This is a genomic window from Acidovorax radicis N35 (assembly GCF_000204195.1).
Lineage (GTDB): Bacteria > Pseudomonadota > Gammaproteobacteria > Burkholderiales > Burkholderiaceae_C > Acidovorax > Acidovorax radicis.
In genome coordinates this window covers 97267-123883 of sequence record NZ_AFBG01000016.1, presented here as the reverse complement: position 1 = coordinate 123883, position 26617 = coordinate 97267, and the positions used below count along the sequence as shown (strand labels likewise).

Below are 26617 nucleotides of genomic sequence, written 5' to 3'. Positions count from 1 at the left end.
ATCAATGCCCCCCGTGTCTGAAGAAGTTATTTGTTTGCACGCTCGAGCGAGAATTGCGGAAATTTTTGGCTTGGCAATTGAAGAGATTAGGCCAGACATGAATTTCGCGAGCGATTTCCAATCCGCACGAGTTTCTGATTTTTTGCGCAGTGAGTTTGATCAATTAAACGATGACATCCGAGATGTTGCCAATCGAAAAATCACGACTGAAATAAATAGCGGCGCGCTTGTTATTAATACAATCGCAGATTATTGCAATCACATGGTGCGCTGCTATTATGTTAATCCAAAAGAGGTCGTAAATTTGCTTGGTCTTCGATGATGCATGGTAGATGCCAATGGGATTGAAGGGGTCGGTGGGGTCAAGGGGTCGGTGGGGTCAGGTCTTGCCTTTTGCCATCAACCCATAGAAACTCTCTCGCACCATCAGATTGATCAGTGAGTTTCCAAAGGCTTGAACATGGCAAGACCCCTGCGAATCGAGTTTCCAGGTGCGGTGTATCACGTGACTTCGCGGGGAGACCGGCGTGAACCCATCTTTGTGGGTGACGTTGACCGTGAAGACCTGTTGAGCGTTTTGGACCAAGCGCTGCATCGCTTTGATGCATGTGCAGTGGCTTGGTGCTTTATGGACAACCACTACCACTTTGTGCTGCACACCCGGCAACCGAACTTGTCGCTTTTGATGCGCCATATCAATGGTGTCTATACCCAGCGCTTTAATCGGCGCCACGGCAAGGTGGGGCATCTTTTTCAAGGGCGGTTCAAAGCCATCCTGGTGGACCGGGATGCCTACCTTCTGGAGGTGTGCCGCTATGTGGAGCTGAACAGGGTGCGCGCCCACCTGGTAGAGCATCCTGCCCAGTGGCCGTGGTGCAGTTACCACGCGCTGGCGGGTCTGAGCCCTGCGCCTGATTGGCTGGATGCCCAGGCCGTGTGGGGCTATCTGCTGGGGCGCGATGCACAGGATGCACAGGCAAGGGCTCAGGCGGCCCAGGCTTATGTCGCGTTGGTGCAAGCGGGGCAGGGGGTTCAACTTTGGGCCCAGGGCTTGCGCCAGCAAATGTATCTGGGCAATGAAGACTTCGTGCTGCGCATGCAGGCGCTGGCCAGTGACCGCGCCGTGAGCGCCAAAGAAATCCCCAAACAACAGCGTGCCAGCCCCAAGAGCCTGCAAGACTGGCTTGCCGAGTGCCCCACGCGGGATCGGGCCTTGGTGCAGGCGCACTACGCGTCACAAATCAGCCTGTCAGAGATCGCGCGCCAATTGGGCTTGTCCGTGTCGCGTGTCAGCCGTATCGTGTCGGCACATCGGGCTGCGATATTGGCTGGTTCTGAGTAGTGCTTATCTGAAGGGGTTGGGGCAAAAGGCAAGACCTGACCCCTTTGACCGTACAAAAAGGACGGTGTGGAATTTCATGCTAACCCTATGCCAAAAGGCGGCACCAACTACGGTGAGCACACGACCCAAGTAGATGGGAAAACGGCATATCATGTACACATAAATGATGATCCGAATAAACGTTGGGATGTCACGAACAATAAGGCGCTTGATCCAGAGGGTAATTTCACTAAGAAGGAACTCAAGGTCTGCAAAAGTTTGAATCCTAACGAAACGAAGTACCTCTCCAAGGCTGCCAGAGAAGTTTTTCATCACCGTCCTGAACGACTTCCAAGAATTAGAGCTCGGTATTTGACCCTGGGTGGCACACTATTTGGCGCTCTCATGTCGAATAGCTATGAAGAGACGTGTAATGCAGATTTCCTGAATAACCTCGGCGATGTGTGCGAATGACTAACGAAGACCCAGCAAGCCAAGCGGAATTACTTCGTGCTGCAGTCGACAGCTACGAGACTGACAGAATGTCTATTGCTTTGACGCAATTTTTAGAGTTGGCCAAAAGCGATTGTGAGGAGGCATTTCTCTACCTGTCACTAATTTTTCGGGACGGCGATGGGGTTGAAAAAGATGAGCTCGCGGCAGTTCGGTACAAGCGACGATATGTCCAGATAATTGAATCCAGGGCGACCGCTGGAATTGCAGAATATAGACTTAAATTGGCCTATTTATTGCAATTTGGTGACGGGGCGCCCGTTGATAATTCTCGTGCTTTTTCCCTGTTCTTGCAGTTGGCCGAGGAAGGATGCGCAGAGGCTCAATTTCATTTGTCGCGGATATTCGCCCACGGAGACTGCGGGCAAAAACGAGATTCTGATTTAGAACTGTACTGGTTAAACGAGGCCGTTAAGGCAGAATGGCCGCTGGCCATTTACTATGCGGCGTTATTTCTGGAGAATACTTCCGATGCGGCGGAATCGCGACGGCATGTAAAAGAAATGATGAGAAAATCATCTCAACTCGGGTGTTGGCAAGCGGAAGAATATCTCAACTCCAACCCATAGGAATGCAAACAAGACGACTGACGGAACTGCCCAGTGCGACAGCGAGACGAATGTGCACTACAACTACCACCGCAGCTATGACAGCAGGACGGGGCGGTATACGCAGGGGGATCCCATTGGGTTGGATGGGGGGTGGAATCCGTTTACCTATGTGGGGGGCAATCCGCTGAGCATGATTGATCCGCAGGGCCTTGATGGCATCAGTGCGATGGCGGACCGTGTTGCAGGGATACCCTATGGCCGAGACGGTGATAAATACGACCCAAACTTCACTATTACCAAGCGAGGTATTTGTGATGGTTCGACGGATCCCATGTGTGCGGCTGGTTTGGCTGCTGCTGGTTTGCCTGGTCCATACTTCAGCGAAACAAAGACCTACAGCACTGCGTGCATCTTGGGTGTAGGTGTTGTGGTGAAGGGCGGTGGCGCCGTCGCTGGCAATACGGTTGCTAATCAAGTACCTAAAGTTGCGCTGCAATTGGGCGCAGGGGCGCGAGCCATGAGTTGGATTGTGCGCGGTGTTTCCGTTTTCACCAACCCAGTTACTGCCGTTAGTTCACTTGGTTATGCAATCGGTCCATTGCTTGAGCATTGCGAGATCAAACCTCCGGTTTGCGAGGCCAAATGAAAACTCCTCGACAAATAGCTGGACTGCTTTTTCTATTGGTTGGCGCAGTACTCCTGATAATGCAAAGAGTGTTCACAGCAGTAGCCCCGATGTGGGTTGATGTCACATTGCTGATCTTAAGTGGACTGTGCGTGTTGGCCGCATTAGTCTTGGCGCAAGGAGTCAACTCTAGCTCGAAAGAGTCTGAGGAAGTGGGGACAAAGAAGGGGCCAAACTCAGACTGAATCCGTGACACCTATTGCATTCTCAAGGAGCTGAACAGGGTGCGCGCCCACCTGGTAGAGCACCCTGTCCCGTGGCCGTGGCACAGTTACTTATTAGGGTCAGGTCTTGCCTTTTGCCTCAACCGCGCAACACTCCCCACCGGGGTTTGGTTGGCAGCTATTGAAAACTCCTAAATTGATAGCTGGTAGCGCCTGTCTATCAAGCGCTAGCGGCCAATTTGGCTCCAAACCCGGCAAGGCCAGCAGGCTCCACACCCTGCTGGCCTTGGTCCTCGTCTTTGCCGGGGCCAGATTACAAGTCACACGCCAGCGTCCCCAGCGTTGCCCGGCCTTGCATTGGTTGCCTTGGTGAAATGGACCAGCAACCGCAGCATCACGGTAGAACACAGCCGCCCACTGGGCGACAGCCTGACCGCCCACCCGGCCCCTCAATCCCCCAGCAACTCCCCCACCGCCTTCAAATCCTCCACCCGGTCGCAGACGGCCTTCACGGCCATCATCACCGGGATGCCCAGCAGCAGGCCCCACAGGCCCCACAGCCAGCCCCAGGCGAGCACGCTGACGAACACGGCCACGGGGCTCATGCTGCTGGTGCGGCTGGTGAGCCAGGGGGTGAGCAGGTTGCCCACCAGCGTGTGGATGACCATGGATGCGCCGCCGATGGCCAGGGCCATGTCCAGGGTGCCGAACTGCAGGAAGGCCACCAGGGCCGATGCGCCCGTGACCAGGGCCGAGCCGATGTAGGGTGCGAGGTTGAGCACCCCGGCCACCACGCCCCACACGGCGGCGTTCTCCAGGCCCAGGGCCCAGTAGGCAAGGCCGGTGGCCACACCCACCAGCACGCTGGTGAACACCTGCACCATCAGGTAGCGCTGGATCTGGTTGGTGATGTCTTCCAGCACGTGGATGGTGACCTTGCGCCGCTCCAGGCTGGTGCCCGCGATGCGCAGCAGCTTGCTGCGAAACAGGTTGCCTGAGGCCAGCGCAAAGAAGGTGAGAAACACCACCACCGTGAGCTGCCCCAGCGCAGACATGAGCCCCATGGTGCCGCTCCACAGGTAGTCGCGGATGTTGAAGGGGGGGCGCTCTACCACCACGCGCTGCACGCCGCGCCGGGGTGGGCTGGCGGCGGCGCTGTTTTCGTTGGCGGCCTGTTCGATCTGCGTGGCGGCCTTTTGCATGGTGTCGAGCGGGCTGCTGGCGCCGCTGCGCGCCTTGATGCTGTCGCGCACCTTCTTGGCGGCCACGGGCAGCGAGTCCACCAGTTGCGCGGCGCCGTCGCTCAGCGACCAGGCGGCGCTGGCCAAGCCAAACACGATGGCGATCAGCAACACACCCGCCCCCAGCCAGCGGGGCACATAACAGCGCCGCAAGACTTCCACCACGGGCCGCAGGGCGGTGGTGAGCAGCAGGCTGAGCATGATGGGGATGAACACGGCGCTGGCCCAGTGGAGCAGGGCCACGCTGGCAAACAGCGCCAGCAGCGCGAGCGAGAGGTTGCGCACGTCCACGGGCATGTGGAGCATGAGCGGGCCGGGGAGGAATGCGCTGGCGGGGGTGGATGCGGTGGCGGCCGCATCGGGGTGGGGGGTGGGCGCGGCGGTAGCCTGCGCGGGCGCCTGGGCAGTGGTGGCCCCGGTGGCGGTTGCCGTGGTTTCGGGTGTGGCTGGTGGGGGAGGGGCGGGCTGGGCCGTGGGGGCCAGCGATGGTGGCGCCGGTGGGTGCGGCGTGCCTGCGCCGGGGCTGCTGGTTGCCGGCGTGGCCTCCGGTGCGGGCTCGGCCGCGAGCGGGGCGGGGGATGAGTTGGGCGGCAACGGGGGGGCGGCGGGCGCGGTCATGCGCGGATTGTGCGGCAGGTGTTGCCGGGGTTGTGTAGGTGCCCACCCCTGCTGTGCAGGGGGCGCCGCCAAAGTGCGATGCAAATCCGGCGCTTATTGGCCGATGGCCGCTGCCTCCCCCCACTAGGATGGCGCAATGCCATTGGACCGCATGCACCTTTTCGCCGTCACCTTCAATACCACCACTACCAGGGGCTCGTGCGCATGAAACACCACCGATCCCTCGCCCGGGTGCCGTTCTGGGCGGCTGCCACCGCCGCCGTGGCGGCCGTGCTGCTGCTGGGGGGCTGCTCGTCCCTGGACGTGCCGCGTGCCGACAACTACCCCGTCAGCGACCAGAAAAAGGCGCGCGCCGTGCACCACTGGGATGTGCTGGCCGACGACGTGGCCAGCCGCGTGGCCGGCAAGATCAGCGCCTGGCCTGCGGGTGAGTACCCCATCTATGTGGCGCCGTCCGCGGGCGATACGAGCTTCAACAACGGGTTTCGCAAGCTGCTGATCACGCGGCTGCTGGACAAGGGCGTGACGTTGTCCACCCAGCCTACGGCGGTCACCATGACGTTCGAGACGCAGCTGGTGCAGCACGAGGCGCGGGTCAACAGCATGGGCCCCTTGCCCTGGACGCGCCTGGCGCTGGGCGTGGGCGTGGCGCGCGACTGGTACCTGTACCACCAGAGCGCGGGCTCGATGCTGGCCGGTGTCACGGCCCTGGGCCTGGTGACCGACCTCACGCAGTACGCCATCAGCGGGCCGGCCGCAGGCGGCCCCACGCGCACCGAGGTGCTGATCACCACGTCGCTGGAGGGCGGGGACCGCTATCTGGCGCGCACCGCCGATGTGTACTACATCGAGCAGGAGGATTCGGTGCTCTACAAGACCAAGGCGCCCGAGATGCCCCCACCGCCCCCGCCCGCACCCCCGCCGCCCACGCCCGTGAAAACCTGGCGGGTGGTTGCACCATGACGGCCCGGCCATCCTTCTGCGACAGGGTGCCGACCCGGGCGCCGACCTGGGCGCCCGCTGTGGCGTTCTCGTTGGTGGCATTCGTGGCAATGGGCCTGCTGCAGGGCTGCGTGACCAACCCGATGCACAGCTACTACTACGGTGACCGGGCGGGCGGAATATCGCGCAGCAACCTCATCGAGCTGAACGACCGCGCCACCGATGCGTTGCTGCAATACGCACCGCTGGACGCCAACCAGCCCGTGCTGGTGGCCACGCTGGTCAGTGTGGACCGGCTCACTGAGTCATCGCGGCTGGGCCGTATCTTCTCCGAGCAGATCGCGGGCCGCATGGTGCACCGGGGCCTGAAGGTGACCGAGGTGAAACTGCGCGAGAACCTGTTGCTGCAGCGCGACCAGGGCGAGCTGCTGCTCTCGCGCGAGGTGCGCGAGGTGAGCCAGGCGCAGGACGCGCAGGCCGTGGTGGTGGGCACGTATGCGGTGTCCACGTCGGTGGTGTACATCAGCCTCAAGCTGGTGAACCCGGTGGGCAACACCGTGGTGGCTGCGCACAACTATGCGGTGCCGATGGATGAAAACGTGCGGGCGCTGCTGGCCGGGCGTTGAGCGGTGAGCATGGAGGACTGCATGCCACATGCAGGAAAGCCCCTTTGAGGGGCTGTTTCTTTTTTGCTATAAAAAATATAGCTGTTAGCGCTTGTGAATAAAGCGCTAGAGGCGATTTTCCATCAATTTCTCAATGCAGCATCAGTGCACCGGCTGTCTTGCTCTTGCCAGCGCGGGCGGGTGGGTTGCACAGGCCGCAGGTGAAGTGGCGGTTCTCGTACAGCTCGGTCACAAACTGGCCACTGCACTGGCTGCACTTGGTGCGCGTCAACATGCCGGCATCCACAAACTTCACCAGGCGCCAGGCGCGGGTGAACGACAGCAGGGGTTCGATCTCGGCCGTGGCGACCTGTTCGTTGTACAGGCGGTAGGCCTTGGTCAGCAGCTCCACCGAATCCAGGTCCACGCCCTTGGACAGGTATTCGTAGATGTTCAAGAACAGCGAGCTGTGGATGTTCTCTTGCCAGGTCAGGAACCAGTCGGTGGAGAAGGGCAACTGGCCCTTCGACGGTGACTTGCCCGCGATCTCCTTGTACAGCCGGATCAGGCGCTCATACGACAGCGTGGTTTCCGATTCGAGCACCTGCATGCGGGCACCCATCTGGATCAGCATGGCCGCGCGTTCGATCTGTTTGGATTCGTTCAGCACGCTCTTGGCGGGGGCTTTGGCAGCGGGGGCGTTGGTGGACATGGCGGGCTTTCGGTGGAGACTGGGAGAAGAAGGCCGTGGGCAAATGCTTCAGAGCACTTCCGACACGCGGCTGGCCATCAGGATGTTGGCGTGCAGCGTGTTGGTGGCTTCGTTGCCCACCTTCTTGGCAGAGTGGTTGGTGAGCAAGCTCCACACCAGGTTGTCGTCCACGCGGAAGCTGCAAAGAAGCGTGTTGCGGGAGGCCAGTTTCATCACTTGCGCTGCCGACAGAGATGCCAGAATATCGGCAGACTCTTCGTTCATGCCCAAGCGGAACACGGCTTCGGCCTTGTCCTGGCGAATCAGGGTCTGGGCCAACATCAGGTAGGTGAGGTTGGCTTCGCGGATTTCAGCGAGGAGTTGTTCGTTGGTCATGGCAGCTTCCTTTTTTCCAGTACCGGGTCTTGCGTTTTCTGCTGATTGCAGGTTTTGCGTGATCCGTTGAAATGGATTGTGAAACCGCCCCAATCAGAAATTAAGTCGGGGTTTGGCTGTGCCGCGTGTCTGGTTTCGCGGTGGGTCATGTAGGAATTTGCCCTACAAGCCGATCAGGCACCGTCCGGCATTTCACAGGGTGTGGCTTGCTGCGGCCTCGGGCCCGTGTGTGCGGGATCTGCTCATGGTTTTGATAGCGCCTGCAAAACCATCTTTTTTGCGCTTTTGCAACCCTTGCCGCCTGATACGGACCGGCACCCCCCCGTTCAGAGCCGCAAAAGAACCCAGCGAGGCGGTTTTGGCCAGGCGTTGTGTCGCAAGGCAGTGCGCGTGGTGCGGCAAGACGCAGCCACGGCGCCTGAAGTTTTTTGGGGTCGCTCTCAGCCCTTTTCGACGGGCCGCGTGGGGTCGCTGCACCACTCGCTCCAGCTGCCCGCAAAGAGTGCGGTCGTGCCCAGGCCTGCAACCTCCATCGCGAGCAGATTGGGCACGGCACTCACGCCGCTGCCGCACTGGTGCACCACGGTGGCGGGGTTGCGGCCGGCCAGCAGGGCGTCGAACTCTGCGCGCAGCACGGCGGCAGGCTTGAAGCGGCCGTCGGTGCCGATGTTCTCGGCAAAGGGGCGGTTGAGCGCGCCTGGAATGTGGCCCGCCACGGGGTCCAGCGGCTCCACTTCGCCCCGGTAGCGGGCGCCAGCGCGGGCGTCGATCACGGTCTGGCCGGGCTGCTGCAGGCGCGCGAGCACGTCGCTGGCCGTGGCCAGCTGGCGCAGGGGTTCGCCCAGCTGGAAGTTGGACTGGAAGTGCGCGGGCTCGTCGCCGCTGTTCACGGCACCCCCGTTGGCCTGCCAGGCCTGCAGCCCACCGTCGAGCGCTGCCACCGCGTCATGGCCCACCCACTTGAGCATCCACCACAGGCGGCCACAGTAGTTGGCGCCCTGGCGGTCGTACACCACGGCCTGCATGCCGTTGGCAAAACCCACGCTGGACAGCCACATGGCAAAACGTTCGCGGCTGGGCAGCGGGTGGCGGCCGCCGGATGCGGGCTGGTCGGCCTCTTGTGCCGTGAGCGTGCCGGTGGCGCCGGGTGCACCGTGCTTGGCGCTGAGGTCGTTGTTCAGGTCGGCGTACACGGCGCCGGGAATATGGGCTTGCGCATATTGCTGCGCGCCTGCCGTGGGTTGCATCAGGTCGAAGCTGCAGTCAAACACCATCAGCGGCGCACCGCTGGCGATGAGGGCTTGCAGGTCGGGGGCGGAGATGAGCGTGGTGTAGGGGGTCATCGGCAGAAAATGGGCAAAGTGACGGAGTGCGTCGAAAGGGGTTCCATTGTGGCCATCTTGGTACGCGGTGTGCTCGTCACTTCGTATCCATCAGTGTTCTTCGGCAGGTGCCCCGGGCGCAGCCCGCGCACGCAGGATGGTGGCCACAATGCCGCTGCCCACGATGAGTGCCATGCCGATCCAGCCGATGGGCGGAATCTTGTCGCCAAACAGCAGCACGCTGTAGACAGCGGCAAACACGATCCCCGAATACTGCAGATTGGCCACCACCAGGGTGCCGCGCTGGGTCTTGGCGCTGGCGTAGGCCTTGGTCATGCACAGTTGGCCGCCCGCTGCCAGAACCCCGATGGGCAGCAGCCACAACGCCTGCCAGCCCGGCCAGTCCGAGGTGCCGGTGAACAGCATGCCCACGCCGCCCGCCACCGCAGAGCCTACGGCGAAGTAGAAGACGGTGCGCGATTCGGGTTCGCCCAGGCGCGACAGCGCCACCACCTGCATATAGGCAAACGCAGCCGTCAGGCCGGACATCAGCCCGATCAGTCCGGCAAAGGCCTGGTTCTGGTCCAGGCTGGGGCGCAGCATCAGCACCACGCCCACAAAACCGACCAGCACGGTCAGCACCAGCGGGCCTTGCAGGGCAGGGCGCGGGGTGGCTGGCGAGGGGCGCCAGGCCAGCAGCGTGCCCCCGATCAGGAAGGCGGCGATCCACACGCTGCTCATGTAGTTGAGCGTCATGGCCGTGGCCAGTGGCAGGTGGGCAATGGCAAAGAACCAGGCACCGAGCGATGTCACACCCACCAGGCTGCGCCAGGCGTGCATGCCAGGGTATTGCGTGGCAAGCCGCACCTTTTGCGAGCGCGCCAGCAGCCACAGGATGAACATGCCGATAAGGCCCCGGTAGCACACCAGCTCGGCCGAGTTGAAGAAGTCCGATGCGATCTTGACGCACACGCCCATGCTGGCAAACAGGAACGCGGCCAACACCATCCAGAGGGCTTGCATCGGGTTGTGATCTCTTGAAGCGCGCCGTGGGGCGCAGAAATGAAAATAGCTGCCAGCGCTTATTTTTTTAAGCACTGGCAGCTATTGTAATGAGAGCAGACCACGGCGGGCCTGCAGATTGGCGGGGTTTTGCCGCCGTATTCAGCGTTTTGGCGTGGCCGGGTCGATGGTGTCCGAGCCCATCGCCTCACGGTACCACTCGTGGAAGTGCTGCATGCCGTCTTCCATGGGGCTTTGGTAGGGGCCGACCTCGTTGTCGCCGCGCGCCAGCAGCGCCTTGCGGCCTGCGTCCATGCGCTCGCCGATTTCGTCGTCCTCGATGCAGGTCTCCATGTAGGCGGCCTTCTGTGCCTCGACGAATTCGCGCTCGAACGCCGCGATCTCTTCGGGGTAATAGAACTCCACCATGTTCAGCGTCTTGGTGGGGCTGATGGGGTGCAGCGTGGACACCGTGAGCACATGCGGGTACCACTCCACCATGATGTGCGGGTACAGCGTGAGCCAGATGGCGCCATATTTGGGCGGCTTGCCTTCGCGGTAGGCCAGCAGGGCTTCGTGCCAGCGTTCGTACACGGGGCTGCCGGCCTTGCCCAGGCGGTTGGCCACGCCCACGGTCTGCACCGAGTAGTTCTTGCCGAACTCCCAGCGCAGGTCGTCGCAGGTCACAAAGCTGCCCAGGCCGGGGTGGAAGGGACCGACGTGGTAGTCCTCCAGGTAGACCTCGATGAAGGTCTTCCAGTTGTAGTTGCACTCGTGCAGCTCCACGTGGTCGAGCACGTAACCGCCAAAGTCGAGGTCGGCGCGCGGGCCCATTTGGGCCAGGTCGGCGGCCACGTCGTAGCCATTGTCTTCAAACAGCAGGCCGTTCCACTCGCGCAGCTTGTAGTTGTTGAGGTTCAGGCACGGGTCGTGCGCGAAGTGGGGTGCGCCCAGCAGTTCGCCCTGGGGGTTGTACGTCCAGCGGTGCAAGGGGCACACGATGTTGCCGCCCGCGCTGCCCTTTTGCTGGGTGTTCAGCGACCCTTTGCCCTTGAGCATGACGGCCTGGCGGTGGCGGCAGACGTTGGAGACCAGCTCGACGCCACCCTGGGCGTTGCGCACCAGGGCACGGCCCTCGCCCTCCTGGGGCAGGGCGTAGTAGTCGCCCGTATTGGGCACTGCCAATTGGTGCCCCACGTAGCGGGGCCCGCGCTGGAAGATGGAATCCAGCTCGCGCTGGAACAGCGCATCGTCAAAGTAGCTTGAAACTGGTAGTTGGCTTGCGGCCTGCTGCAGTTGAAGACTTAAATCAGACATGGGTGACCTGACCTAAAGACTCCCCACAGGGGGAAAGTGCGGGAGGTGCGCCTGGGAATGCGCATCTGGAAAAAAGGAAACCGGCTAGGGGGGCTAGCCGGCTCGACTGGAATGGGATTATAGGCGGTGGGGTTATTCCCGCACCCCTGCTACGTGAATAGAAAACATCGCTTTCTGAAAATAGAGCGGCGTCACGGATCGGACCGCATCTGACACGGATGGTGTACCGGTGCGCCTAAAATCACCGGTTTTTCACCCGCGCTCTGCCGCCCCCTCCATGCCCAAGGCCCCTGCAACCCCCGCTCCTCCCGCCGAACCTGCCAGCTACGAGGCAGCCCTGGAAGAGCTGGAGCAACTCGTGGCCCGCATCGAGTCGGGCCAGTTGCCGCTGGACCAGATGCTGGCTGGCTACCAGCGCGGCGCCACGCTGCTGGCGTTTTGCCGCAAGCGGCTGGATGCCGTGCAGGACCAGATCAAGGTGCTGGACGAAGGGCAACTGCAACCATGGAACCAGGAATGAGCGCGGTGCCAATGACTTCTGCGAGCCAGCCCCTGGATATAAATCTCTGGAGCCAGAACCACCTGGCCCGCGTGGAGCAGGCCCTGTCGCAATGGGTGGGCGATGGCGCACCCGCCGGGCTGGGCGACGCCATGCGCTACGCGGTGCTCGATGGCGGCAAGCGGCTGCGGCCCCTGCTGGTGCTGGCAGCCTACGAGGCGGTCTGCAGTGGCGCATCGGCCTCTGCGGTGTATGAAGATGCCGCGCTGCGCGCGGCCTGTGCGGTGGAGTTGATCCACGCCTACTCGCTGGTGCACGACGACATGCCCTGCATGGACAACGATGTGCTGCGCCGTGGCAAGCCCACCGTGCACGTGCAGTTTGGCGAAGCCCAGGCGCTGCTGGCGGGCGACGCCCTGCAGGCCTTTGCGTTTGAACTGCTCACGCCCGACAACACCCTCATCCCCGCGGCCACCCAGGCCACGCTGTGCAGGCTGCTGGCGCGGGCCGCGGGCTCGGCCGGCATGGCGGGCGGGCAGGCGATCGATCTGGCCAGCGTGGGGGTTGCGCTGACCGAAGCGCAGTTGCGCCAGATGCACCGCCTCAAGACCGGCGCGTTGCTGCAGGGCAGTGTGCTCATGGGGGCGGTATGTGGCCACGCCGTGGGCGCGGCCTACCAGGCGCTGTCCGACTACGGCGCGGCCATGGGCCTTGCGTTCCAGGTGGTCGATGACATTCTGGATGTGGTGGCCGATTCCGCCACGCTGGGCAAGACCGCTGGCAAGGATGCTGCAGCCGACAAGCCCACCTACGTGTCTTTGCTGGGGCTCGCGCGGGCGCAGGCCTACGCCCAGGAACTGCTGGCCGAGGCGCATGCGGCCCTGGCCCACAGCGGCCTGCCCGACACCCGTGCGCTGGGCGCGCTGGCGGACATGGTGGTGCGCCGCTCGCATTGAGCCAGGCCCGATGATCCGTGCTGCACCCTGTTCATGCCCCATGCAGTGAAATCAATGCAAAATTGGCCGCTAGCGCTTGACTGTAAAGCGATGGCAGCTATAAAAAGAATAGCTAATGTCAACTACGTCCTTTCCCCTGCTGCAGACCATCAATGACCCGGCAGATCTGCGCAAGCTTTCGCGCGCAGACCTCAAGGCCCTGGCCACCGAACTGCGCGGGTTCGTGATCGAAAGTGTCGCGCAGACGGGCGGGCATTTGAGCTCCAACCTGGGCACCGTGGAGCTGACGGTGGCGTTGCACCACGTCTTCAACACCCCCGAAGACCGCCTGGTGTGGGACGTGGGCCACCAGACCTATCCGCACAAGATCCTGACGGGCCGCCGCGACCGCATGCACACGCTGCGCCAGCTGGGCGGGATCTCGGGCTTTCCGCAGCGGGCCGAGAGCGCGTACGACACATTCGGCACCGCGCATTCGAGCACCAGCATCTCCGCCGCCCTGGGCATGGCGCTGGCCGCCAAACGCAAGGGCGAAAATCGCCATGCCGTGGCCATCATCGGTGACGGCGCCATGAGCGCCGGCATGGCGTTCGAGGCGCTCAACAATGGTGGCGTGGCCGATGCCAACCTGCTCGTGGTGCTGAACGACAACGACATGAGCATCAGCCCGCCCGTGGGGGCGCTCAACCGCTACCTCGCCCAGCTCATGAGCGGGCAGTTTTACGCTGCCGCCAAAAACGTGGGCAAGACCGTGCTGCGCCCCGTGCCGCCGCTGCTGGAGTTCGCCAAGCGTTTCGAACAGCATGCCAAGGGCATGGTGGTGCCCGCCACGCTGTTTGAGAAATTCGGCTTCAACTACATCGGCCCCATCGATGGGCACGACCTTGATTCGCTGATCCCCACGCTGGAGAACATCAAGAGCCTCAAGGGCCCGCAGTTCCTGCACGTGGTCACCAAGAAGGGCCAGGGCTACAAGCTGGCCGAGGCCGACCCCGTGGCCTACCACGGCCCGGGCAAATTCGACCCCAGCGTGGGCCTGACCAAGCCCGCCACGCCGCCCAAGCCCACGTTCACCCAGGTGTTCGGCCAGTGGCTGTGCGACATGGCTGCGCACGACACGCGCCTGGTGGGCATCACGCCCGCCATGCGCGAAGGCTCGGGCATGGTCGAGTTTGAAAAACGCTTCCCCGACCGCTACTACGACGTGGGCATCGCCGAGCAGCACGCCGTCACGTTCGCTGCCGGCATGGCCTGCGAGGGTGTCAAGCCCGTGGTGGCGATCTACTCCACCTTTTTGCAGCGTGGCTACGACCAGCTGATCCACGACGTGGCCTTGCAGAACCTGCCCGTGGTGTTTGCGCTGGACCGCGCCGGCCTGGTGGGGGCGGACGGCGCGACGCATGCCGGGGCGTATGACATCCCGTTTGTGCGCTGCATCCCGAACATGAGCATGGCGTGCCCGGCCGACGAGCGCGAATGCCGACAGTTGCTCAGCACCGCCTTCGAGCAGGACCACCCCGTGGCCGTGCGCTACCCGCGTGGCAGCGGTGCCGGTGTGGCGCCGCTGGCGGGGCTGGACAGCCTGCCCTTTGGCAAGGGCGAGATCCGCCGCGAGCGCCAGGGCACCGACGCCAAGGCGCCGCGCATTGCGATCCTGTCGTTTGGCACGCTGTTGTACCCCGCGCTCGAAGCGGCCGAGGCGCTGGACGCCACGGTGGTCAACATGCGCTGGGCCAAGCCCATCGATGCGGCGCTGCTGCGTGAAGTGGCCGAGCGCCACGATGCGCTGGTCACGCTGGAAGAGGGCGCGATCATGGGCGGCGCGGGCAGTGCCGTAACCGAAGCGCTCAACACCCTGGGCATCGTGCGCCCGGTGCTGCAACTGGGCCTGCCGGACGTGTTCATCGAACATGGCGACCCTGCCAAACTGCTTGCGCTGCAGGGTCTGGATGCCGCAGGCATCCAGCGCGCGATAGCGCAGCGTTTTCTGCAGGCTTAGCGCGCTCTCCAGCGGCTTTGGCGGCGGCCTGCCCTCAGGCGAAGGGGTGGCCTGGGAGCGTTGTTTTTGCCTGTGACGCTGTACGGGGTGGCCGCGCTTGTTTCGCGTTCCCGTGGTCTCCCTTTTTGGCCAGCCCTTCCTGTGGGTGACCTCTGTGGCTGCACACGGTGGCTGTGCGTGGCGGCGGCTGTGCAGGGGAAAACCTAGAGGGGCTGCCGCCCTCCCTACTTCTACAATTGCGACAAAAGGCAACAGGCCCCGGCCTGCGTGGCGTCGCAATGGCACCATGCGTTCCTGCCTGTCAACAACACCCCTGGAGACAAGTTTTATGGATCGCCGTTCTCTCATCAGACACGCAGGTATCGCAGGGGTGCTGGCCACCGGTGCGGCGCCGGCGGTGTTTGCGCAGGCATCCATCCGGTGGCGGCTCGCTTCCAGCTTCCCCAAGTCGCTGGACACCATCTATGGCGCCGCCGAGGTGTTTGCCAGGGCCGTGAAAATCATGACAAACGGCCGCTTCGAAATCTCCGTTCACGCCGGGGGCGAGTTGATGCCGGCGTTTGGTGTGGTGGATGCTGTGCAGGGCGGTGCGGTCGAGATGTGCCACACCGTGCCGTACTACTTCTATGGCAAGAGCCCGGCCTTTGCGCTGGGCTCGGCCATTCCATTTGGCTTCAACGCCCGCCAGATGAGCGCCTGGATGCTCCATGGCAATGGCCGCAAGCTCATGGACGAGTTTTATGCGGGCTTCAACATGGTCAGCTTCGCAGGCGGCAACACGGGCACACAGATGGGGGGCTGGTACCTGCGGGAGATCAAGAGCCCCAGCGACTTCAAGGGCATGAAGATGCGCCTGGGCGGCGGTCTGGTGGGCGATGTGATGTCCCGGCTCGGTGCCATTCCGCAAAGCATTCCGGGGGGCGAGATTTACCAGGCCCTGCAAAAAGGCACGATCGATGCGGCCGAATGGGTGGGGCCCTACGACGACCAGAAGCTCGGTTTCAACAAGGTGGCCCCTTACTACTACTACCCCGGCTGGTGGGAGGGGGGGCCGGAGATCGACTTCTTCATCCATCGCAAGGCATTTGACAGCCTGTCGGCCGACAACAAGCTCATTGTCGAGGCGGCCGCTGCCATCGCACACACGGACATGCTGGCCAAGTACGATGCCCTGAACCCCACCGCCCTCAAGCAACTGGTGGCGGCCAAGACCAAGGTGCTGCCGTTCTCGCAAAGTGTCATGGACGCCGCATTCAAGGCATCGATGGAAGTCTTCGCGCACAACGACTCCAAAAGCCCCGAGTGGAAAAGGATCTACGGAGACATGCGCAACTTTCAGCGCGACCAGATCCTGTGGTTTCGTTTTGCCGAAGCGCGATACGACACCTTCATGTCGGCGCAGAAGATATAGGGGCACCCCCTGATGCGCTTCGTGCCTTCCCCCTTCTCTCGAATTGCTGCGCTATTCGGGAAGGGGCGTGCAGCCAATGCGGCGGGGCGGCCCTTGCTCGGCTGCTTTTGCATGGGGTGTGCCAGTTTCGCCGGTCTGCGGTGGCGCTTGCGCGCCGTGCACTCAACAGCCTTTGTTGACTCATCGGGGCCGATGCTTGCAGAACCCTGAAGCCCTTCGGCGATGGCCGGGATTTCACGGGAAAACCCGCAAATCCTGCACAGGGCATGTTCCTACAATCGATTCCGGTAAGAAAGTTCTTGGGCCAAGGGTTACCGCCCTGCGCGCCAAGTTGTGCAATCGAGTTTTCGGAGATAACCACATGGATCGTCGTTCAATCATCAAGCATGCGGGCATTGCTGGCGTGCTGGCCGCCGGGGTGGCGCCTGCTGTTCACGCACAGGCTGCTGTGCGCTGGCGCCTTGCATCGAGCTTCCCCAAGCCCCTTGACACCATCTACGGCGGTGCCGAGGTGTTTGCCAATGCGGTGAAAGCCATGTCGGGCGGCAAGTTCGAAATTTCGGTGCACGCTGGCGGCGAACTGATGCCTGCCATGGGTGTGGCTGACGGCGTGCAGCAGGGCTCGGTGGAAATGTGCCACACCGTGCCGTACTATTTCTACGGCAAGAACCCCGCCTTCGCGCTGGGCTCGGCCATTCCGTTCGGCATGAACTCGCGCCAGATGAACGCGTGGATGATGCACGGCAACGGCCGCAAGCTCATGGACGAGTTCTATGCAGGCTACGGCATGCTGAGCTTCGCAGGTGGCAACACCGGCACGCAGATGGGTGGCTGGTACCGCAAGGAAATCAAGTCGGTCGCTGACCTTAAGGGCCTGAAGATGCGCCTGGGCGGCGGCCTGGTGGGTGAAGTGATGCAGAAGATGGGCGTGGTGCCCCAGAGCCTGCCCGGTGGCGAAATTTACCAAGCTCTGGAAAAGGGCACCATCGATGCGGCGGAATGGGTCGGCCCTTATGACGACCAGAAGCTGGGCTTCAACAAGGTGGCGCCTCACTACTACTACCCCGGCTGGTGGGAAGGTGGTCCCGAGGTGGACTTCTTCATCAACCAGAAGGCATTTGACGCACTGTCCCCCGAAAACAAGGCCATCATCCAGGCCGCTTCGTCGCACGCCGCCGTGGACATGCTGGCCAAGTACGATGCCCGCAACCCCGTCGCCTTGAAGCAACTGATTGGCGCCAAGATCAAGCTCCTGCCCTTCACCAAGGATGTGCTGGACGCCTCGTTCAAGGCTTCCCAAGAGGTGTATGCCGAGAACGATGCCAAGAGCCCGGAGTGGAAGAAGATCTATGCGGACTTCCGCAACTTCCAGCGCGACCAGGTGGCATGGTTCCGCGTGGCCGAAGGCCGCTTCGACAGCTACATGCAGACCGTCAAGCTCTGAGTCCGGGTTAATCACCACGACACAAAAACCGCGCTTCGGCGCGGTTTTTTTATGGGCGCCGTTGGAGCGTGTGGCGAGTGGGTCTTCCAGGCTATCTTGCGGAGAGAGCGCCGCGATCGGGCGAAGGGGCTGGGCCGGGGTCTCAGGCACCCACATGGGCGTGGCAGAAATGGCCAGACAGGCAGTGCTGGCCAGCCTTCCTGGGTGGGGCCGGGAGCATACACAGAGCAGGCCTTTTCACTGCTCATAGTGCTTATAGTGCTCATAGGGGGCTCCATCCCCTTTGTCGGCAGGTCCAGGTCAGTTGGTTTCTGCTGCAGCGGCAGGTGCTTCTAGCGTGGCACTGCGGATAGGTGAAGGAGCACCTTGAGTTCTTGAAAGAGGGCAGTGCAGCAGGCTCCGAAAGAGGCCTTCAGCTGGCGAAGGCATGCAGGAATGCAGGAGGGTCTTCACGAGGCCTTGGGGCCGCATGGAACGCTCGCCTGCCCTGCGAAGGTCCATGAAAAAAGGCGGGCATCCCTTTTGGGATGCCCGCCTTGCTGCGAACCGTGGCAGCTCAGAACTGCCGAAAGGTGCTGAGCTCTGTCCTCATGCGTTCAAACTCCTGGATCAAGGCCGGTGTAGCGCCATAGAACACGGTGAATTTGCCCGCCAGGGTGCGCACATACAGACGCGGCGCGATGAGCCAGCTGAATCCACGGACCCGGATCAGCCGCACGTAAGCCAGGTCGTCGTAGGCCATTTCCTTGTCCCACACCCAGCGCTGGTGCAGGCCTCGCTGGTCCAGGCGTGTGGTGCTCACCATGATGCTCCACCAGGTCCAGGCCATCAGTGCAAGCCCCGCAATGAACCACCCGGTGCCGGTGCCCACTGAAGTGCCCAGTGCGCCCCGCGTCCACAACTGGGCGAACCACAGGGCGCATCCACCCACGATCACGGTGGCCAGGAGCCGGAAGGAGCGCGAAAACGCGGGTCCCACGACCGTGCCGCCCTCTGGTGCAAATCGAAAGGGCTCGGGCAGGGGCAATGGCGTGAAGTTCAGCATGGCAATGAGGGGGCTGGAGAGGGCCTGTGCATCACTTTGCGGGTTCCGAAGCTGCTTCAGCCGGGGCGTTGCCGAATGGGTTCTCGCCAGCGGTTTCTCCGCCTGCATTGGGCGTGCCTTCCGAGCGCATCAGGTCATCGGCGGGTACGTCGATCTGGACCTTGTCGGTATCGATGATCTCCTGCTTGGGCAGGAACATGGTCACCGTCTGCGGCACAAAGATCACGATGGTCACCAGCAGCAGTTGCATGATCACCCAGGGGATCGCACCCATGTAGATGTCGCTGGAGAGCACGGGTTTGGGAATACGTCCTTCCTTGAACAGCGTGTTGGCGATACCGCGCAGGTAGAACAGCGCGAAGCCAAAGGGCGGGTGCATGAAGCTCGTTTGCATGTTCACGCACAGCAGCACACCGAACCAGATCAGGTCGATGCCCAGCTTGTCCGCGACCGGGCCCAGCATCGGCAAGATGATGAAGGCGATTTCGAAGAAGTCGAGGAAGAACGCCAGGAAGAAGATGAACAGGTTCACGACGATCAGGAAGCCGATCTGCCCGCCGGGCAGGCCCGACAGCAGATGCTCGACCCACTTGGCGCCATCCACGCCCTGGAACACCATCGAGAACACGCGAGCACCGATCAGGATGAACACCACCATGGCCGTCAGGCGCATCGTGCCTTGCATGGCCTCCCACATCAGCGACAAGGTCAGGCGCTTGTGGATGGCAGCCAGGATCATGGCGCCCACGACGCCCATGGCACCGGCTTCGGTGGGGGTCGCGATGGCGGTGTCGATGCCGGGCAAGCCACCCATGGAGCCGAGCACGGCAAAGATCAGCAGGGCCGAGGGGATGATGCCGCGCAGGCACTTGAGCCAGAGCTTGGCCCCCGACATGGTGCGCGCTTCCTTCGGGATGCCCGGCACGTGCTGGGGCTTGAACACACCCAGCATGAAGGTGTAGCCCGCAAAGATCAGCACTTGCAGGATCGAAGGGCCCCAGGCGCCGCGGTACATGTCGCCTACGGAACGGCCGAGTTGGTCGGCCATGACGATCAGCACCAGCGAGGGCGGCACCAGCTGCGTGATGGTGCCCGAGGCCGCCAGCACGCCCGTGGCGTAGCGCATGTTGTAGCCGTAGCGGATCATCACGGGCAGCGAGATCAGCGCCATGGCAATCACCTGGCCAGCCACGGTGCCGGTGATGGCGCCGAGGATGAAGCCCACGATGATCACCGAGTAACCCAGGCCGCCGCGCACGGTGCCAAAGAGCTGGCCCATGGAGTCGAGCATGTCTTCAGCCAGGCCGCACTTCTCCAGGATGGCGCCCATGAAGGTGAAGAACGGGATCGCCAGCAGCAGCTCGTTGCTCAGAATCCCGAAGATGTTGATGGGCAGGTTGGCCATGAAGACGGCCGGGAACCAGCCCATCTCGATGGCGAAAAAGCCCGAGGCCAGCCCCAGCGCGGCCAGCGAGAAGGCGACGGGGAAGCCGATCAGCATCACCACCACCAAGCCCGCGAACATGATCGGGGCAAAGTTTTCCATTTGCATTTTGTTGTTCCTGAAAATCCGGAATTGAGATCGCGGTGCGGGTGGCTTGGCAGCTCAGCGGCAACGCAGGTTCATGGTTGGGCGCGATGGGCCTGATTACTGAACCGGTTTCTCGTAGTGGGTGTTCATCTCGTAGATGCCGCGCAGGTAAGCCACGCGCTTGGTGATCTCTGCCAGGCCCTGCAGGAACATCAGTGAAAAGCCAACTGGCATGAGCATGATGGCGGGCCAGCGGATCAGGCCCCCGGCGTTGTTCGACATCTCGCCAGAGAAAAGTGCGCGGGTGAACAGCGGCCAGCTCAGGTAGGCGATCAGTGCCATGGCCGGCAGCAGAAAGACGACCAGCCCTGCAATGTCGACATACACCTGTTTGTTGCCACGCAGCTTGCCGTAGATGATGTCCACGCGCACATGCTCGTTCATGTACAGCACAAAGGGGGCGCCCAGCATCACGGTGGCGGCAAACAGGTACCACTGGATTTCGAGCCATGCGTTGGAGCTGAGGTCCAGCCCGTAACGGATGAAGGCGTTGCCTGCCGATATGAGCGCCGCGGCGAGGACGGTCCAGGTTGCAATCTTGCTGAGTTGGCTGGAAATCCAGTCCATGCCCAGGGCCAATTTGAGTAGTGCTGACACTTGGTGTCTCCTGCGAGTATAAAAACGGTGATGCAGGCCCAATGCGCTGTTGGGTCTGCTGGTGTCTGGAAGTTACGCGGATACTACCCCTTTGCCGCTGAAGAAAGCCTGACGCGGAAACCTGGGGTTTTCCTTAGGTGGGGTTGTGCCGTCTTCCCCCACAGCCCCTCTCACCAGACCTTCCCGTCGTTGGCGCAACCCCCCATCCTCTGTTTCCAGCCTGCAAGGGTTTTGCACCCGAGATAGGCCCGCAAAGCCTCTGAGGGACTGCCGACGGCATCTCTTTTGCTATGACAGATGTCGGGGTTGCGCTGGGCGGAGGTCCGCCAGCCTTCAAGCCCGTGCGCGCGGGGCGAGCTTGGGGCGTGTGAAGCGCCACCACGGCAGCACCGTGTTCATGGCCTGCACCTCGCCGCAGTGCCAGGGGGCGTAGCCCGGCAGGGTGGCCATCTGGGCCAGCCATTCTGGGGTCTGCAGCAAGGTGCGCAGTGCCAGTGTGGCGGGCTGGTCCAGGCTGGATTTCAGGCAGGCCAGGTGGTAGCACTCGTGCACCAGCGGCACAAAATCCAGCCCGCGAGCCCGGGCGGCCACTTCGATGCCCATGCCCACATCGGCTGCTCCCGCTGCCACGGCCTGGGCGATGGCGGTGTGCGACGGTTCGTTGAGCGCGTAGCCCTGGATGGCCGAGGCAGAAAGGCCCGCCTGGGCGAGCAGGTCGTCGAGCAGCACGCGGGTGCCCGTGCCCAGCGGCCGGTTGAGAAAACGGGCGCCGGTGCGCGCCACGTCGGCCAGGCTGCCCAGCCCGAGCGGGTTGCCCGGTGCCACGATGAGGCCCTGTGTGCGCTGGGCAAAGCCGATGATCTTGTGCAGCCCGGGCTGCAGCAGAGGCTTGTAGGTGCGTGCGGTCAATGAATCGGCGGCAGGCTGCTCCACCGTGTGAAAGCCCGCGAGCGTGCATCGGCCCTCGTTCAGCGCGCGGATCGCGTCCACGCTGCCGGTGAAGCGGATATCGATGTGCAGCGCGCCCGCATCGGCCTGTGCGGCGGCATGGGTGCGCAACGCCACCAGGGCATCGTCATGGCTGGCGTACATGGTGAGTACATGGGCGTTGGGGTCGAAGGCCACGGCAAACGCGCGCTCCAGGTCGGCGTGCAGTGCGGCAATCTGTGGTGCCAGCCGCGCCTGGGCCTGGCGCTCGGCCCACAGCAGCTTCGCTCCGAACTCGCTGAGCTGGGCCGACTGGCCCTTGCCCCAGATGATCAGCTCGCCGCCCAGTTGCTCCTCCCAGCGCTTGAGCGCGCCCCAGACATGGCGGTACGACAGGTCCAGCCCCCGTGCAGCACCCGAGATGGAGCCTTGTTCTGCCACCGCCTGCAGCAGTTCGGGCAGCGGGTTGCGGATCAGGGCGTTGCCTGCATCGCGGCTGAGTGTGTAGTGAAGTTGGACCCTATGCACGGGAGTTCATATCGCTGGACATTGCTTGGGTGCCTACGATAGCCGAACCCATGTCCACTCTCTCGGAAAGCGCGAGCACAGCGCTGCAACTCACCCTCTCGTCCGACCCCGTCCTCTGGACCATCGTGGGCCGTTCCCTGTCTGTCAGCGCCACTGCCTGCCTGATTGCCTGCGGTGTGGGCCTGGTGCTGGGCGCCTGGCTCGGGGTCGCCCGCTTTGCCGGGCGGGGAGCCGCGCTGGCGGTGCTCAACACTTTGCTGGCGGTGCCGTCGGTGGTGGTGGGGCTGGTGGTGTACCTGGTGCTCTCGCGCAGCGGGCCGCTCGGCTCGCTGGGGTGGTTGTTCAGTTTCAAGGCCATGGTGCTGGCGCAGGCCATCTTGGTCTTGCCGGTGGTCACGGCGCTCACGCGCCAGGTGGTGGAAGACGCCGAACGCGCGCATGGCGAACAGCTGCGCTCCATGGGCGCTGGCCCGTTGCTGCGCAGCCTGCTGCTGGCCTGGGACGAACGCTATGCCTTGCTCACGGTGCTGCTGGCATCGTTTGGCCGCGCGATCTCCGAGGTGGGCGCGGTGATGATCGTGGGCGGCAACATCGACGGCTTCACGCGCGTGATGACCACCGCCATCGCGCTGGAGACCAGCAAGGGCGACCTGCCCCTGGCGCTGGCGCTGGGCATCATCCTGCTGACCGTGGTGCTGGCGCTCAATGTGCTGATCGCGCTGGTGCGGCGCTGGCGCGAACGCGTGGATGGCTCTGCGTCCAGCACGCCCGTGGGGGTGGCGGCATGAGCGGGCCTTTGGCAAACCCCTGGGTCGATCTGCGCCAGGTGACGGTGCGCTATGGCCGCGTGCAGGCGCTGGACCAGGTCACGCTGCGCATCGCGCCCGGCGAGCACGTGGCACTGGTGGGCGCCAATGGCAGTGGCAAAAGCACACTGCTGCGCGTGCTCAACGGCCTGGCCGACGCCAGCGGCGGCGGCTTTCAATGCAACGCGGCCTTCCGCCAGGCCATGCTGTTCCAGCGCCCGCACATGCTGCGCACGAGTGCGCAGAACAACGTGGCACTTGCCCTGTGGCTGCGTGGCACGCGGTGGCGCGATGCGCGGCTGCAGGCCATTGCCGCCTTGCAGCGTGTGGGGCTGCAGGACATTGCCGCGCAGAACGCACGCACCCTGTCGGGTGGCCAGCAGCAGCGTGTGGCGCTGGCCCGTGCCTGGGCGCTGCGGCCCGATGTGCTGCTGCTGGACGAACCCACCGCCAGCCTCGACCCCCATGCCAAGCGCGAGGTCGAGGCGTTGATGGCCGACTTTGCCGCCAGCCACAGCGCGGCAGGCCCGGCGCACCCGGTGACCATGGTGTTCAGCAGCCACAACCTGGGCCAGGTCAAGCGCCTGGCCAGCCGCGTGATCTACCTGGAACACGGTCGCCTGGTGGCCGACCTGCCGGTGCACGATTTTTTCAATGGCCCCTTGCCCGAGGCCGCCCGTCTGTTTGTCAAAGGAGAACTGGTATGACGAGAATTGACCCCCACGCTCCCCACTTCGTGTGGTCGCTGCCCCCCAGGGGGGCTTTTTCATCTTGGGGCGGCTCCGCGATGAAAAGTTTCAAGTCTTTTTGTGCCCCAGCGCTTTTTTATAAAGCGCTGGCAGCTATTATTTTTGTAGCAAGTGGGTCTGCCTTCGCACAGAGCATCACCATGGCATCCACCACGTCCACCGAACAATCGGGCCTGTTCGGCTACCTGCTGCCCGAGTTCAAGAAGGCCAGCGGGCTCGACACCAAGGTGGTGGCGCTGGGCACCGGGCAGGCCCTGGACATGGCGCGCCGGGGCGATGCGGATGTGCTCTTCGTGCACGACCAGGTGGCCGAAGAGAAGTTTGTGGCGGATGGCTGGGGCGTGAAGCGCTATGCCGTGATGTACAACGACTTCATCCTGGTGGGCCCCAAGAACGACCCGGTGAGCGCCAAGGGCAAGGACATCGTGCAGGCCCTGCAGACACTGGCCGCTGCCAACGGCAACTTCATCTCGCGCGGCGACAAAAGCGGCACCCATGCGGCCGAGCTGCGCTACTGGAAGCTTGCGGGCGCCGACGCCGCCAAGGGCAGCGGCTACAAGGAGTGTGGCTGCGGCATGGGCCCCGCGCTCAACATCGCGGCATCCAGCGGCGCCTACGTGCTGGCCGACCGAGGCACCTGGCTCAATTTCAAGAACCGCGCCGACCTGGCCATCCTGGTCGAGGGCGACACCAAGCTCTTCAACCAGTATGGCGTGATGGTCGTCAACCCCGCCAAGCACCCGCACGTGAAGGCGCAAGACGCGCAGAAGTTTGTGGACTGGGTGGTGTCGCCCGCCGGCCAGCAGGCTATCGCGGGCTACAAGATTGGGGGCGAGCAGCTGTTTTTCCCGAACGCGGGCAAGTAAATCCCCCTGAGTCGCTCCGGGCCCTCCTCCGTAGGGGAACGCCACCGGTGGCCCGGCAGAGCCGGTTCCACAGTGGCACTGGCTTGGGTCGCCCCAGTTTCTAGCCGGGGGAAGCTGTGTGGGCTGCCACGTCAGTCGTCATCACGGTGGTGGCTGCTGCGCCAGATCGCCCGTACCAGCCACAGGCCACCCACCACGGCGCCAAAAAACCCCAGGAAGCCAAAGGCAGGCAGGCCAAACAGCGTGGGCCCGCCCTTGACGGTCATCACGATGGACGAGCCGATGATCAGCGCCGCAATCACCAGCGCCATCGCGAGCCGGTTGGCCGACCGGTCGATCTGGTCGCCCACACGTTTGAGATGGGCCAGCTCAATGCCCACTTGCAGGTGCCCGCGCCGCGCATTGCGCAGCAGCCGTCCCAGGTCGTCCGGCAGTTGTTCCACGGTGGCCAGCGCGCGCCGCAAGGTGCTCCAGGCACGTCCGGCCAGCGCCTGGGGCTGGTAGCGCTCGTGCACCACTTGCTTGAGCAGTGGCAGGGCCTCGGTGGCCATGTGGAATTGGGGGTCGAGGTTGCGGCCCATGCCTTCGAGTGAAATGAAGGCCTTGATCAGCAGTGCCAGATCCGGCGGCAAGCCCAGGTGGTGCTCGCGCAGGATGGCACTCACGTCGGCCAGCATCTGGCCCAGGCTCAGCTGGGCCAGCGGCACGCCGTGGTATTGGTCCACGAAGGCCTCCACCTCGGTTTCCAGCTGGCCCAGGTTCACGCCTGGCCCGTCGCTGGTCCAGTCCAGCAGCACATCGGCCACTGCCTGGGGTTGGTGTTCCACCATGCCCAGCAGCAGTTGCAGCAGTTCGTCACGCCGGCGCTGGGACAGGCGGCCCACCATGCCAAAGTCGATGAAAGCAATGCGGTTGCCCGGCAGGTAAAACACGTTGCCGGGGTGTGGGTCGGCATGGAACAGGCCGTCCTGCACGATCATTTTGAGCACCGCCTGTGCACCCCGTCGCGCCAGTACCGCGCGGTCAAACCCGGCCTCGGGCGTCAGCGCAGTCAGCGCACCGCCAGGGGTGCCGTCAATGAAGTCCTGCACATTGATGCGTTCACGGGTGTGGGCCCAGTGCACGCGTGGGATCACGATGTGCGGGAGCTTGGCCATGTGGGCCGCAATGCGCTCGGCCTGGCGGCACTCTCCCGCCAGATCCAGTTCGCGGCGCAGCGAACGTGCGAACTCGCGCACCAGTTGCTGGGGCCGGTAGGGCTTGAGCGCGGGCAGTTCGGCCTCGGCCAGCGCGGCCAGGCGCAGCAGAAGGCGCAGGTCGGCGTGGATGGTGTCGGCAATGCCAGGGCGGCGGATCTTGACGATGACCTCGGTGCCATCCTGCAGCCGGGCACGGTGCACCTGTGCAATGGAGGCTGCAGCCAGCGGTGTGGTGTCAAACCAGGCAAACACAGCTTCTGGCTCGGCACCCAGGTCTTCGCGCAGCTGCGGACGCAAGGCGTCAATGGGAACCGAGGGCACCTGGCTGTGCAGCTTTTCGAATTCGGCGATCCACTCGGGTCCGAACAGGTCGGCCCGGCCCGCCAGGATCTGGCCGAACTTCACGAACGCCGGGCCCAGCTCTTCGAGCGCCAGTCGCACCTGCACGGGGGGCTCGACACGGGCCAGGTCGGCCGCGTGGGTCCAGTTGAGGGCCTGGCCTGCACGTTCCAGCCGGTCGGCCAGGCCCAGGCGGCGCACGGTGTCGCCAAACCCATGGCGCACCATCACGCCCAGAATTTCCTTGAGGCGCCCCAGGTCGCGGGCGGTGTCCAGCGTCTCGATCAGCATGG

26 protein-coding genes and 1 pseudogene are annotated in these 26617 nt (G+C 63.4%); 16 read left to right on the top strand and 11 right to left on the bottom strand.

The features are described from left to right. Nucleotides 1–13: 13 nt before the first annotated feature. From ARADN35_RS27830 to ARADN35_RS27210, 6 genes and pseudogenes are all read left to right on the top strand, one after another. Nucleotides 14–322, top strand: a complete 309-nt coding sequence (locus ARADN35_RS27830; RefSeq protein WP_139019170.1) for a hypothetical protein — start codon at nucleotides 14–16, stop codon at nucleotides 320–322. A 138-nt stretch (nucleotides 323–460) separates the two neighbouring features. Then, nucleotides 461–763, top strand: a pseudogene (locus tag ARADN35_RS28490) (transposase); the annotation flags it as partial. A gap of 15 nt (nucleotides 764–778) precedes the next feature. Further along, on the top strand, nucleotides 779–1342 hold the full coding sequence (locus tag ARADN35_RS28485) for a sigma factor-like helix-turn-helix DNA-binding protein (RefSeq protein ID WP_244265851.1): 564 nt from the start codon (nucleotides 779–781) through the stop codon (nucleotides 1340–1342). Between the two features lie 66 nt (nucleotides 1343–1408). Then, nucleotides 1409–1795 carry a hypothetical protein gene (locus ARADN35_RS27825; protein WP_139019169.1) on the top strand — a complete coding sequence of 129 codons (387 nt, stop codon included), beginning with the start codon at nucleotides 1409–1411 and terminating at the stop codon, nucleotides 1793–1795. After that, nucleotides 1792–2403: a tetratricopeptide repeat protein gene (locus tag ARADN35_RS27820; RefSeq protein WP_139019168.1), complete on the top strand. Its 612-nt coding sequence runs from the start codon at nucleotides 1792–1794 to the stop codon at nucleotides 2401–2403. Before ARADN35_RS27825 ends, ARADN35_RS27820 begins: the two co-directional genes overlap by 4 nt. Continuing rightward, nucleotides 2384–3031, top strand: a complete 648-nt coding sequence (locus ARADN35_RS27210; RefSeq protein ID WP_081474570.1) for an RHS repeat-associated core domain-containing protein — start codon at nucleotides 2384–2386, stop codon at nucleotides 3029–3031. Before ARADN35_RS27820 ends, ARADN35_RS27210 begins: the two co-directional genes overlap by 20 nt. A 652-nt stretch (nucleotides 3032–3683) precedes the next feature. Here the strand turns inward: ARADN35_RS27210 and ARADN35_RS25940 are convergent. Further along, a complete protein-coding gene (locus ARADN35_RS25940) occupies nucleotides 3684–5093 on the bottom strand; it encodes an AI-2E family transporter (RefSeq protein WP_010459845.1) in 1410 nt (469 codons plus the stop codon). A gap of 204 nt (nucleotides 5094–5297) precedes the next feature. Between ARADN35_RS25940 and ARADN35_RS0105405 the strand changes: the two genes are divergently transcribed. Both ARADN35_RS0105405 and ARADN35_RS0105400 read left to right on the top strand, forming a co-directional pair. Then, entirely contained in the window at nucleotides 5298–6056 is a 759-nt protein-coding gene (locus tag ARADN35_RS0105405) for a hypothetical protein (RefSeq protein WP_029413384.1), read from the top strand. Nucleotides 6057–6145: 89 nt separating this feature from the next. Beyond that, nucleotides 6146–6661, top strand: coding sequence for a FlgO family outer membrane protein (locus tag ARADN35_RS0105400; protein WP_010459841.1), 516 nt, complete (start codon nucleotides 6146–6148; stop codon nucleotides 6659–6661). Nucleotides 6662–6791: 130 nt separating this feature from the next. Here ARADN35_RS0105400 and flhC read toward each other — a convergent pair whose 3' ends face one another. The 5 genes from flhC to ARADN35_RS0105375 form a co-directional block, all read right to left on the bottom strand. Next, nucleotides 6792–7352, bottom strand: coding sequence for a flagellar transcriptional regulator FlhC (gene flhC, locus ARADN35_RS0105395; protein WP_010459839.1), 561 nt, complete (start codon nucleotides 7350–7352; stop codon nucleotides 6792–6794). A 48-nt stretch (nucleotides 7353–7400) separates the two neighbouring features. After that, a complete protein-coding gene (flhD, locus tag ARADN35_RS0105390) occupies nucleotides 7401–7727 on the bottom strand; it encodes a flagellar transcriptional regulator FlhD (RefSeq protein ID WP_008902803.1) in 327 nt (108 codons plus the stop codon). A gap of 440 nt (nucleotides 7728–8167) precedes the next feature. Next, nucleotides 8168–9070 (bottom strand): sulfurtransferase, encoded by a 903-nt coding sequence (locus tag ARADN35_RS0105385; RefSeq protein ID WP_010459834.1) that lies wholly within the window; start codon nucleotides 9068–9070, stop codon nucleotides 8168–8170. Nucleotides 9071–9160: 90 nt separating this feature from the next. Then, nucleotides 9161–10072 carry a DMT family transporter gene (locus ARADN35_RS0105380; RefSeq protein WP_029413377.1) on the bottom strand — a complete coding sequence of 304 codons (912 nt, stop codon included), beginning with the start codon at nucleotides 10070–10072 and terminating at the stop codon, nucleotides 9161–9163. A gap of 141 nt (nucleotides 10073–10213) precedes the next feature. Beyond that, on the bottom strand, nucleotides 10214–11368 hold the full coding sequence (locus ARADN35_RS0105375) for an aromatic ring-hydroxylating oxygenase subunit alpha (RefSeq protein WP_010459831.1): 1155 nt from the start codon (nucleotides 11366–11368) through the stop codon (nucleotides 10214–10216). Nucleotides 11369–11645: 277 nt separating this feature from the next. Here ARADN35_RS0105375 and xseB point away from each other — a divergent pair, with 277 nt between their 5' ends. The 5 genes from xseB to ARADN35_RS0105350 all read left to right on the top strand — a co-directional run bounded on the left by xseB (nucleotide 11646) and on the right by ARADN35_RS0105350 (nucleotide 17677). Beyond that, a complete protein-coding gene (gene xseB / locus ARADN35_RS0105370; RefSeq protein WP_010459829.1) occupies nucleotides 11646–11888 on the top strand; it encodes an exodeoxyribonuclease VII small subunit in 243 nt (80 codons plus the stop codon). A gap of 11 nt (nucleotides 11889–11899) precedes the next feature. Next, nucleotides 11900–12823 carry a polyprenyl synthetase family protein gene (locus tag ARADN35_RS0105365; protein ID WP_010459827.1) on the top strand — a complete coding sequence of 308 codons (924 nt, stop codon included), beginning with the start codon at nucleotides 11900–11902 and terminating at the stop codon, nucleotides 12821–12823. A 115-nt stretch (nucleotides 12824–12938) separates the two neighbouring features. Next, a complete protein-coding gene (gene dxs / locus ARADN35_RS0105360; protein WP_010459825.1) occupies nucleotides 12939–14822 on the top strand; it encodes a 1-deoxy-D-xylulose-5-phosphate synthase in 1884 nt (627 codons plus the stop codon). 328 nt (nucleotides 14823–15150) lie between these two features. Then, on the top strand, nucleotides 15151–16233 hold the full coding sequence (locus ARADN35_RS0105355) for a TRAP transporter substrate-binding protein (RefSeq protein ID WP_010459823.1): 1083 nt from the start codon (nucleotides 15151–15153) through the stop codon (nucleotides 16231–16233). Between the two features lie 361 nt (nucleotides 16234–16594). Beyond that, complete coding sequence (locus tag ARADN35_RS0105350; RefSeq protein WP_010459821.1) at nucleotides 16595–17677, top strand: TRAP transporter substrate-binding protein; 1083 nt, start codon at nucleotides 16595–16597, stop codon at nucleotides 17675–17677. Nucleotides 17678–18233: 556 nt separating this feature from the next. Here ARADN35_RS0105350 and ARADN35_RS0105345 read toward each other — a convergent pair. The 4 genes from ARADN35_RS0105345 to ARADN35_RS0105330 all read right to left on the bottom strand — a co-directional run bounded on the left by ARADN35_RS0105345 (nucleotide 18234) and on the right by ARADN35_RS0105330 (nucleotide 22365). Continuing rightward, a complete protein-coding gene (locus tag ARADN35_RS0105345; RefSeq protein WP_010459819.1) occupies nucleotides 18234–18722 on the bottom strand; it encodes a hypothetical protein in 489 nt (162 codons plus the stop codon). 31 nt (nucleotides 18723–18753) lie between these two features. Next, entirely contained in the window at nucleotides 18754–20274 is a 1521-nt protein-coding gene (locus tag ARADN35_RS0105340) for a TRAP transporter large permease (RefSeq protein ID WP_010459817.1), read from the bottom strand. 96 nt (nucleotides 20275–20370) lie between these two features. Continuing rightward, nucleotides 20371–20910, bottom strand: a complete 540-nt coding sequence (locus ARADN35_RS0105335; protein WP_029413374.1) for a TRAP transporter small permease subunit — start codon at nucleotides 20908–20910, stop codon at nucleotides 20371–20373. 333 nt (nucleotides 20911–21243) lie between these two features. After that, nucleotides 21244–22365: a substrate-binding domain-containing protein gene (locus ARADN35_RS0105330; protein ID WP_010459812.1), complete on the bottom strand. Its 1122-nt coding sequence runs from the start codon at nucleotides 22363–22365 to the stop codon at nucleotides 21244–21246. 50 nt (nucleotides 22366–22415) lie between these two features. On the opposite strand from ARADN35_RS0105330, the gene ARADN35_RS0105325 reads away from it, so the two are divergent. The 3 genes from ARADN35_RS0105325 (at nucleotide 22416) to ARADN35_RS0105315 (ending at nucleotide 24786) form a co-directional block, all read left to right on the top strand. Then, entirely contained in the window at nucleotides 22416–23153 is a 738-nt protein-coding gene (locus ARADN35_RS0105325; protein ID WP_010459810.1) for an ABC transporter permease, read from the top strand. Beyond that, complete coding sequence (locus tag ARADN35_RS0105320; RefSeq protein ID WP_035196750.1) at nucleotides 23150–23878, top strand: ABC transporter ATP-binding protein; 729 nt, start codon at nucleotides 23150–23152, stop codon at nucleotides 23876–23878. The genes ARADN35_RS0105325 and ARADN35_RS0105320 overlap by 4 nt, the downstream gene beginning before the upstream one ends. Nucleotides 23879–23958: 80 nt before the next feature. After that, nucleotides 23959–24786 (top strand): ABC transporter substrate-binding protein, encoded by an 828-nt coding sequence (locus ARADN35_RS0105315; protein WP_029413370.1) that lies wholly within the window; start codon nucleotides 23959–23961, stop codon nucleotides 24784–24786. A gap of 131 nt (nucleotides 24787–24917) precedes the next feature. Here the strand turns inward: ARADN35_RS0105315 and ARADN35_RS0105310 are convergent, their stop codons facing one another. Next, nucleotides 24918–26615 (bottom strand): ABC1 kinase family protein, encoded by a 1698-nt coding sequence (locus ARADN35_RS0105310; RefSeq protein ID WP_010459803.1) that lies wholly within the window; start codon nucleotides 26613–26615, stop codon nucleotides 24918–24920. Nucleotides 26616–26617: the final 2 nt, after the last annotated feature.

Bases quoted from the DNA above. Each gene is read 5' to 3' on its own strand.
- xseB (WP_010459829.1), top strand. From the start codon at position 11,646: ATGCCCAAGGCCCCTGCAACCCCCGCTCCTCCCGCCGAACCTGCCAGC.
- dxs (WP_010459825.1), top strand. From the start codon at position 12,939: ATGTCAACTACGTCCTTTCCCCTGCTGCAGACCATCAATGACCCGGCA.
- ARADN35_RS0105385 (WP_010459834.1), bottom strand. From the start codon at position 9,070: ATGACCCCCTACACCACGCTCATCTCCGCCCCCGACCTGCAAGCCCTC.
- ARADN35_RS0105380 (WP_029413377.1), bottom strand. From the start codon at position 10,072: ATGCAAGCCCTCTGGATGGTGTTGGCCGCGTTCCTGTTTGCCAGCATG.
- ARADN35_RS0105350 (WP_010459821.1), top strand. From the start codon at position 16,595: ATGGATCGTCGTTCAATCATCAAGCATGCGGGCATTGCTGGCGTGCTG.
- ARADN35_RS0105340 (WP_010459817.1), bottom strand. From the start codon at position 20,274: ATGCAAATGGAAAACTTTGCCCCGATCATGTTCGCGGGCTTGGTGGTG.
- ARADN35_RS0105315 (WP_029413370.1), top strand. From the start codon at position 23,959: ATGAAAAGTTTCAAGTCTTTTTGTGCCCCAGCGCTTTTTTATAAAGCG.
- ARADN35_RS0105355 (WP_010459823.1), top strand. From the start codon at position 15,151: ATGGATCGCCGTTCTCTCATCAGACACGCAGGTATCGCAGGGGTGCTG.
- ARADN35_RS0105325 (WP_010459810.1), top strand. From the start codon at position 22,416: ATGTCCACTCTCTCGGAAAGCGCGAGCACAGCGCTGCAACTCACCCTC.
- ARADN35_RS0105405 (WP_029413384.1), top strand. From the start codon at position 5,298: ATGAAACACCACCGATCCCTCGCCCGGGTGCCGTTCTGGGCGGCTGCC.
- flhC (WP_010459839.1), bottom strand. From the start codon at position 7,352: ATGTCCACCAACGCCCCCGCTGCCAAAGCCCCCGCCAAGAGCGTGCTG.
- ARADN35_RS0105400 (WP_010459841.1), top strand. From the start codon at position 6,146: ATGGGCCTGCTGCAGGGCTGCGTGACCAACCCGATGCACAGCTACTAC.
- ARADN35_RS0105345 (WP_010459819.1), bottom strand. From the start codon at position 18,722: ATGCTGAACTTCACGCCATTGCCCCTGCCCGAGCCCTTTCGATTTGCA.
- ARADN35_RS0105320 (WP_035196750.1), top strand. From the start codon at position 23,150: ATGAGCGGGCCTTTGGCAAACCCCTGGGTCGATCTGCGCCAGGTGACG.
- ARADN35_RS0105310 (WP_010459803.1), bottom strand. From the start codon at position 26,615: ATGCTGATCGAGACGCTGGACACCGCCCGCGACCTGGGGCGCCTCAAG.
- ARADN35_RS0105365 (WP_010459827.1), top strand. From the start codon at position 11,900: ATGACTTCTGCGAGCCAGCCCCTGGATATAAATCTCTGGAGCCAGAAC.
- ARADN35_RS27820 (WP_139019168.1), top strand. From the start codon at position 1,792: ATGACTAACGAAGACCCAGCAAGCCAAGCGGAATTACTTCGTGCTGCA.
- ARADN35_RS25940 (WP_010459845.1), bottom strand. From the start codon at position 5,093: ATGACCGCGCCCGCCGCCCCCCCGTTGCCGCCCAACTCATCCCCCGCC.
- flhD (WP_008902803.1), bottom strand. From the start codon at position 7,727: ATGACCAACGAACAACTCCTCGCTGAAATCCGCGAAGCCAACCTCACC.
- ARADN35_RS0105375 (WP_010459831.1), bottom strand. From the start codon at position 11,368: ATGTCTGATTTAAGTCTTCAACTGCAGCAGGCCGCAAGCCAACTACCA.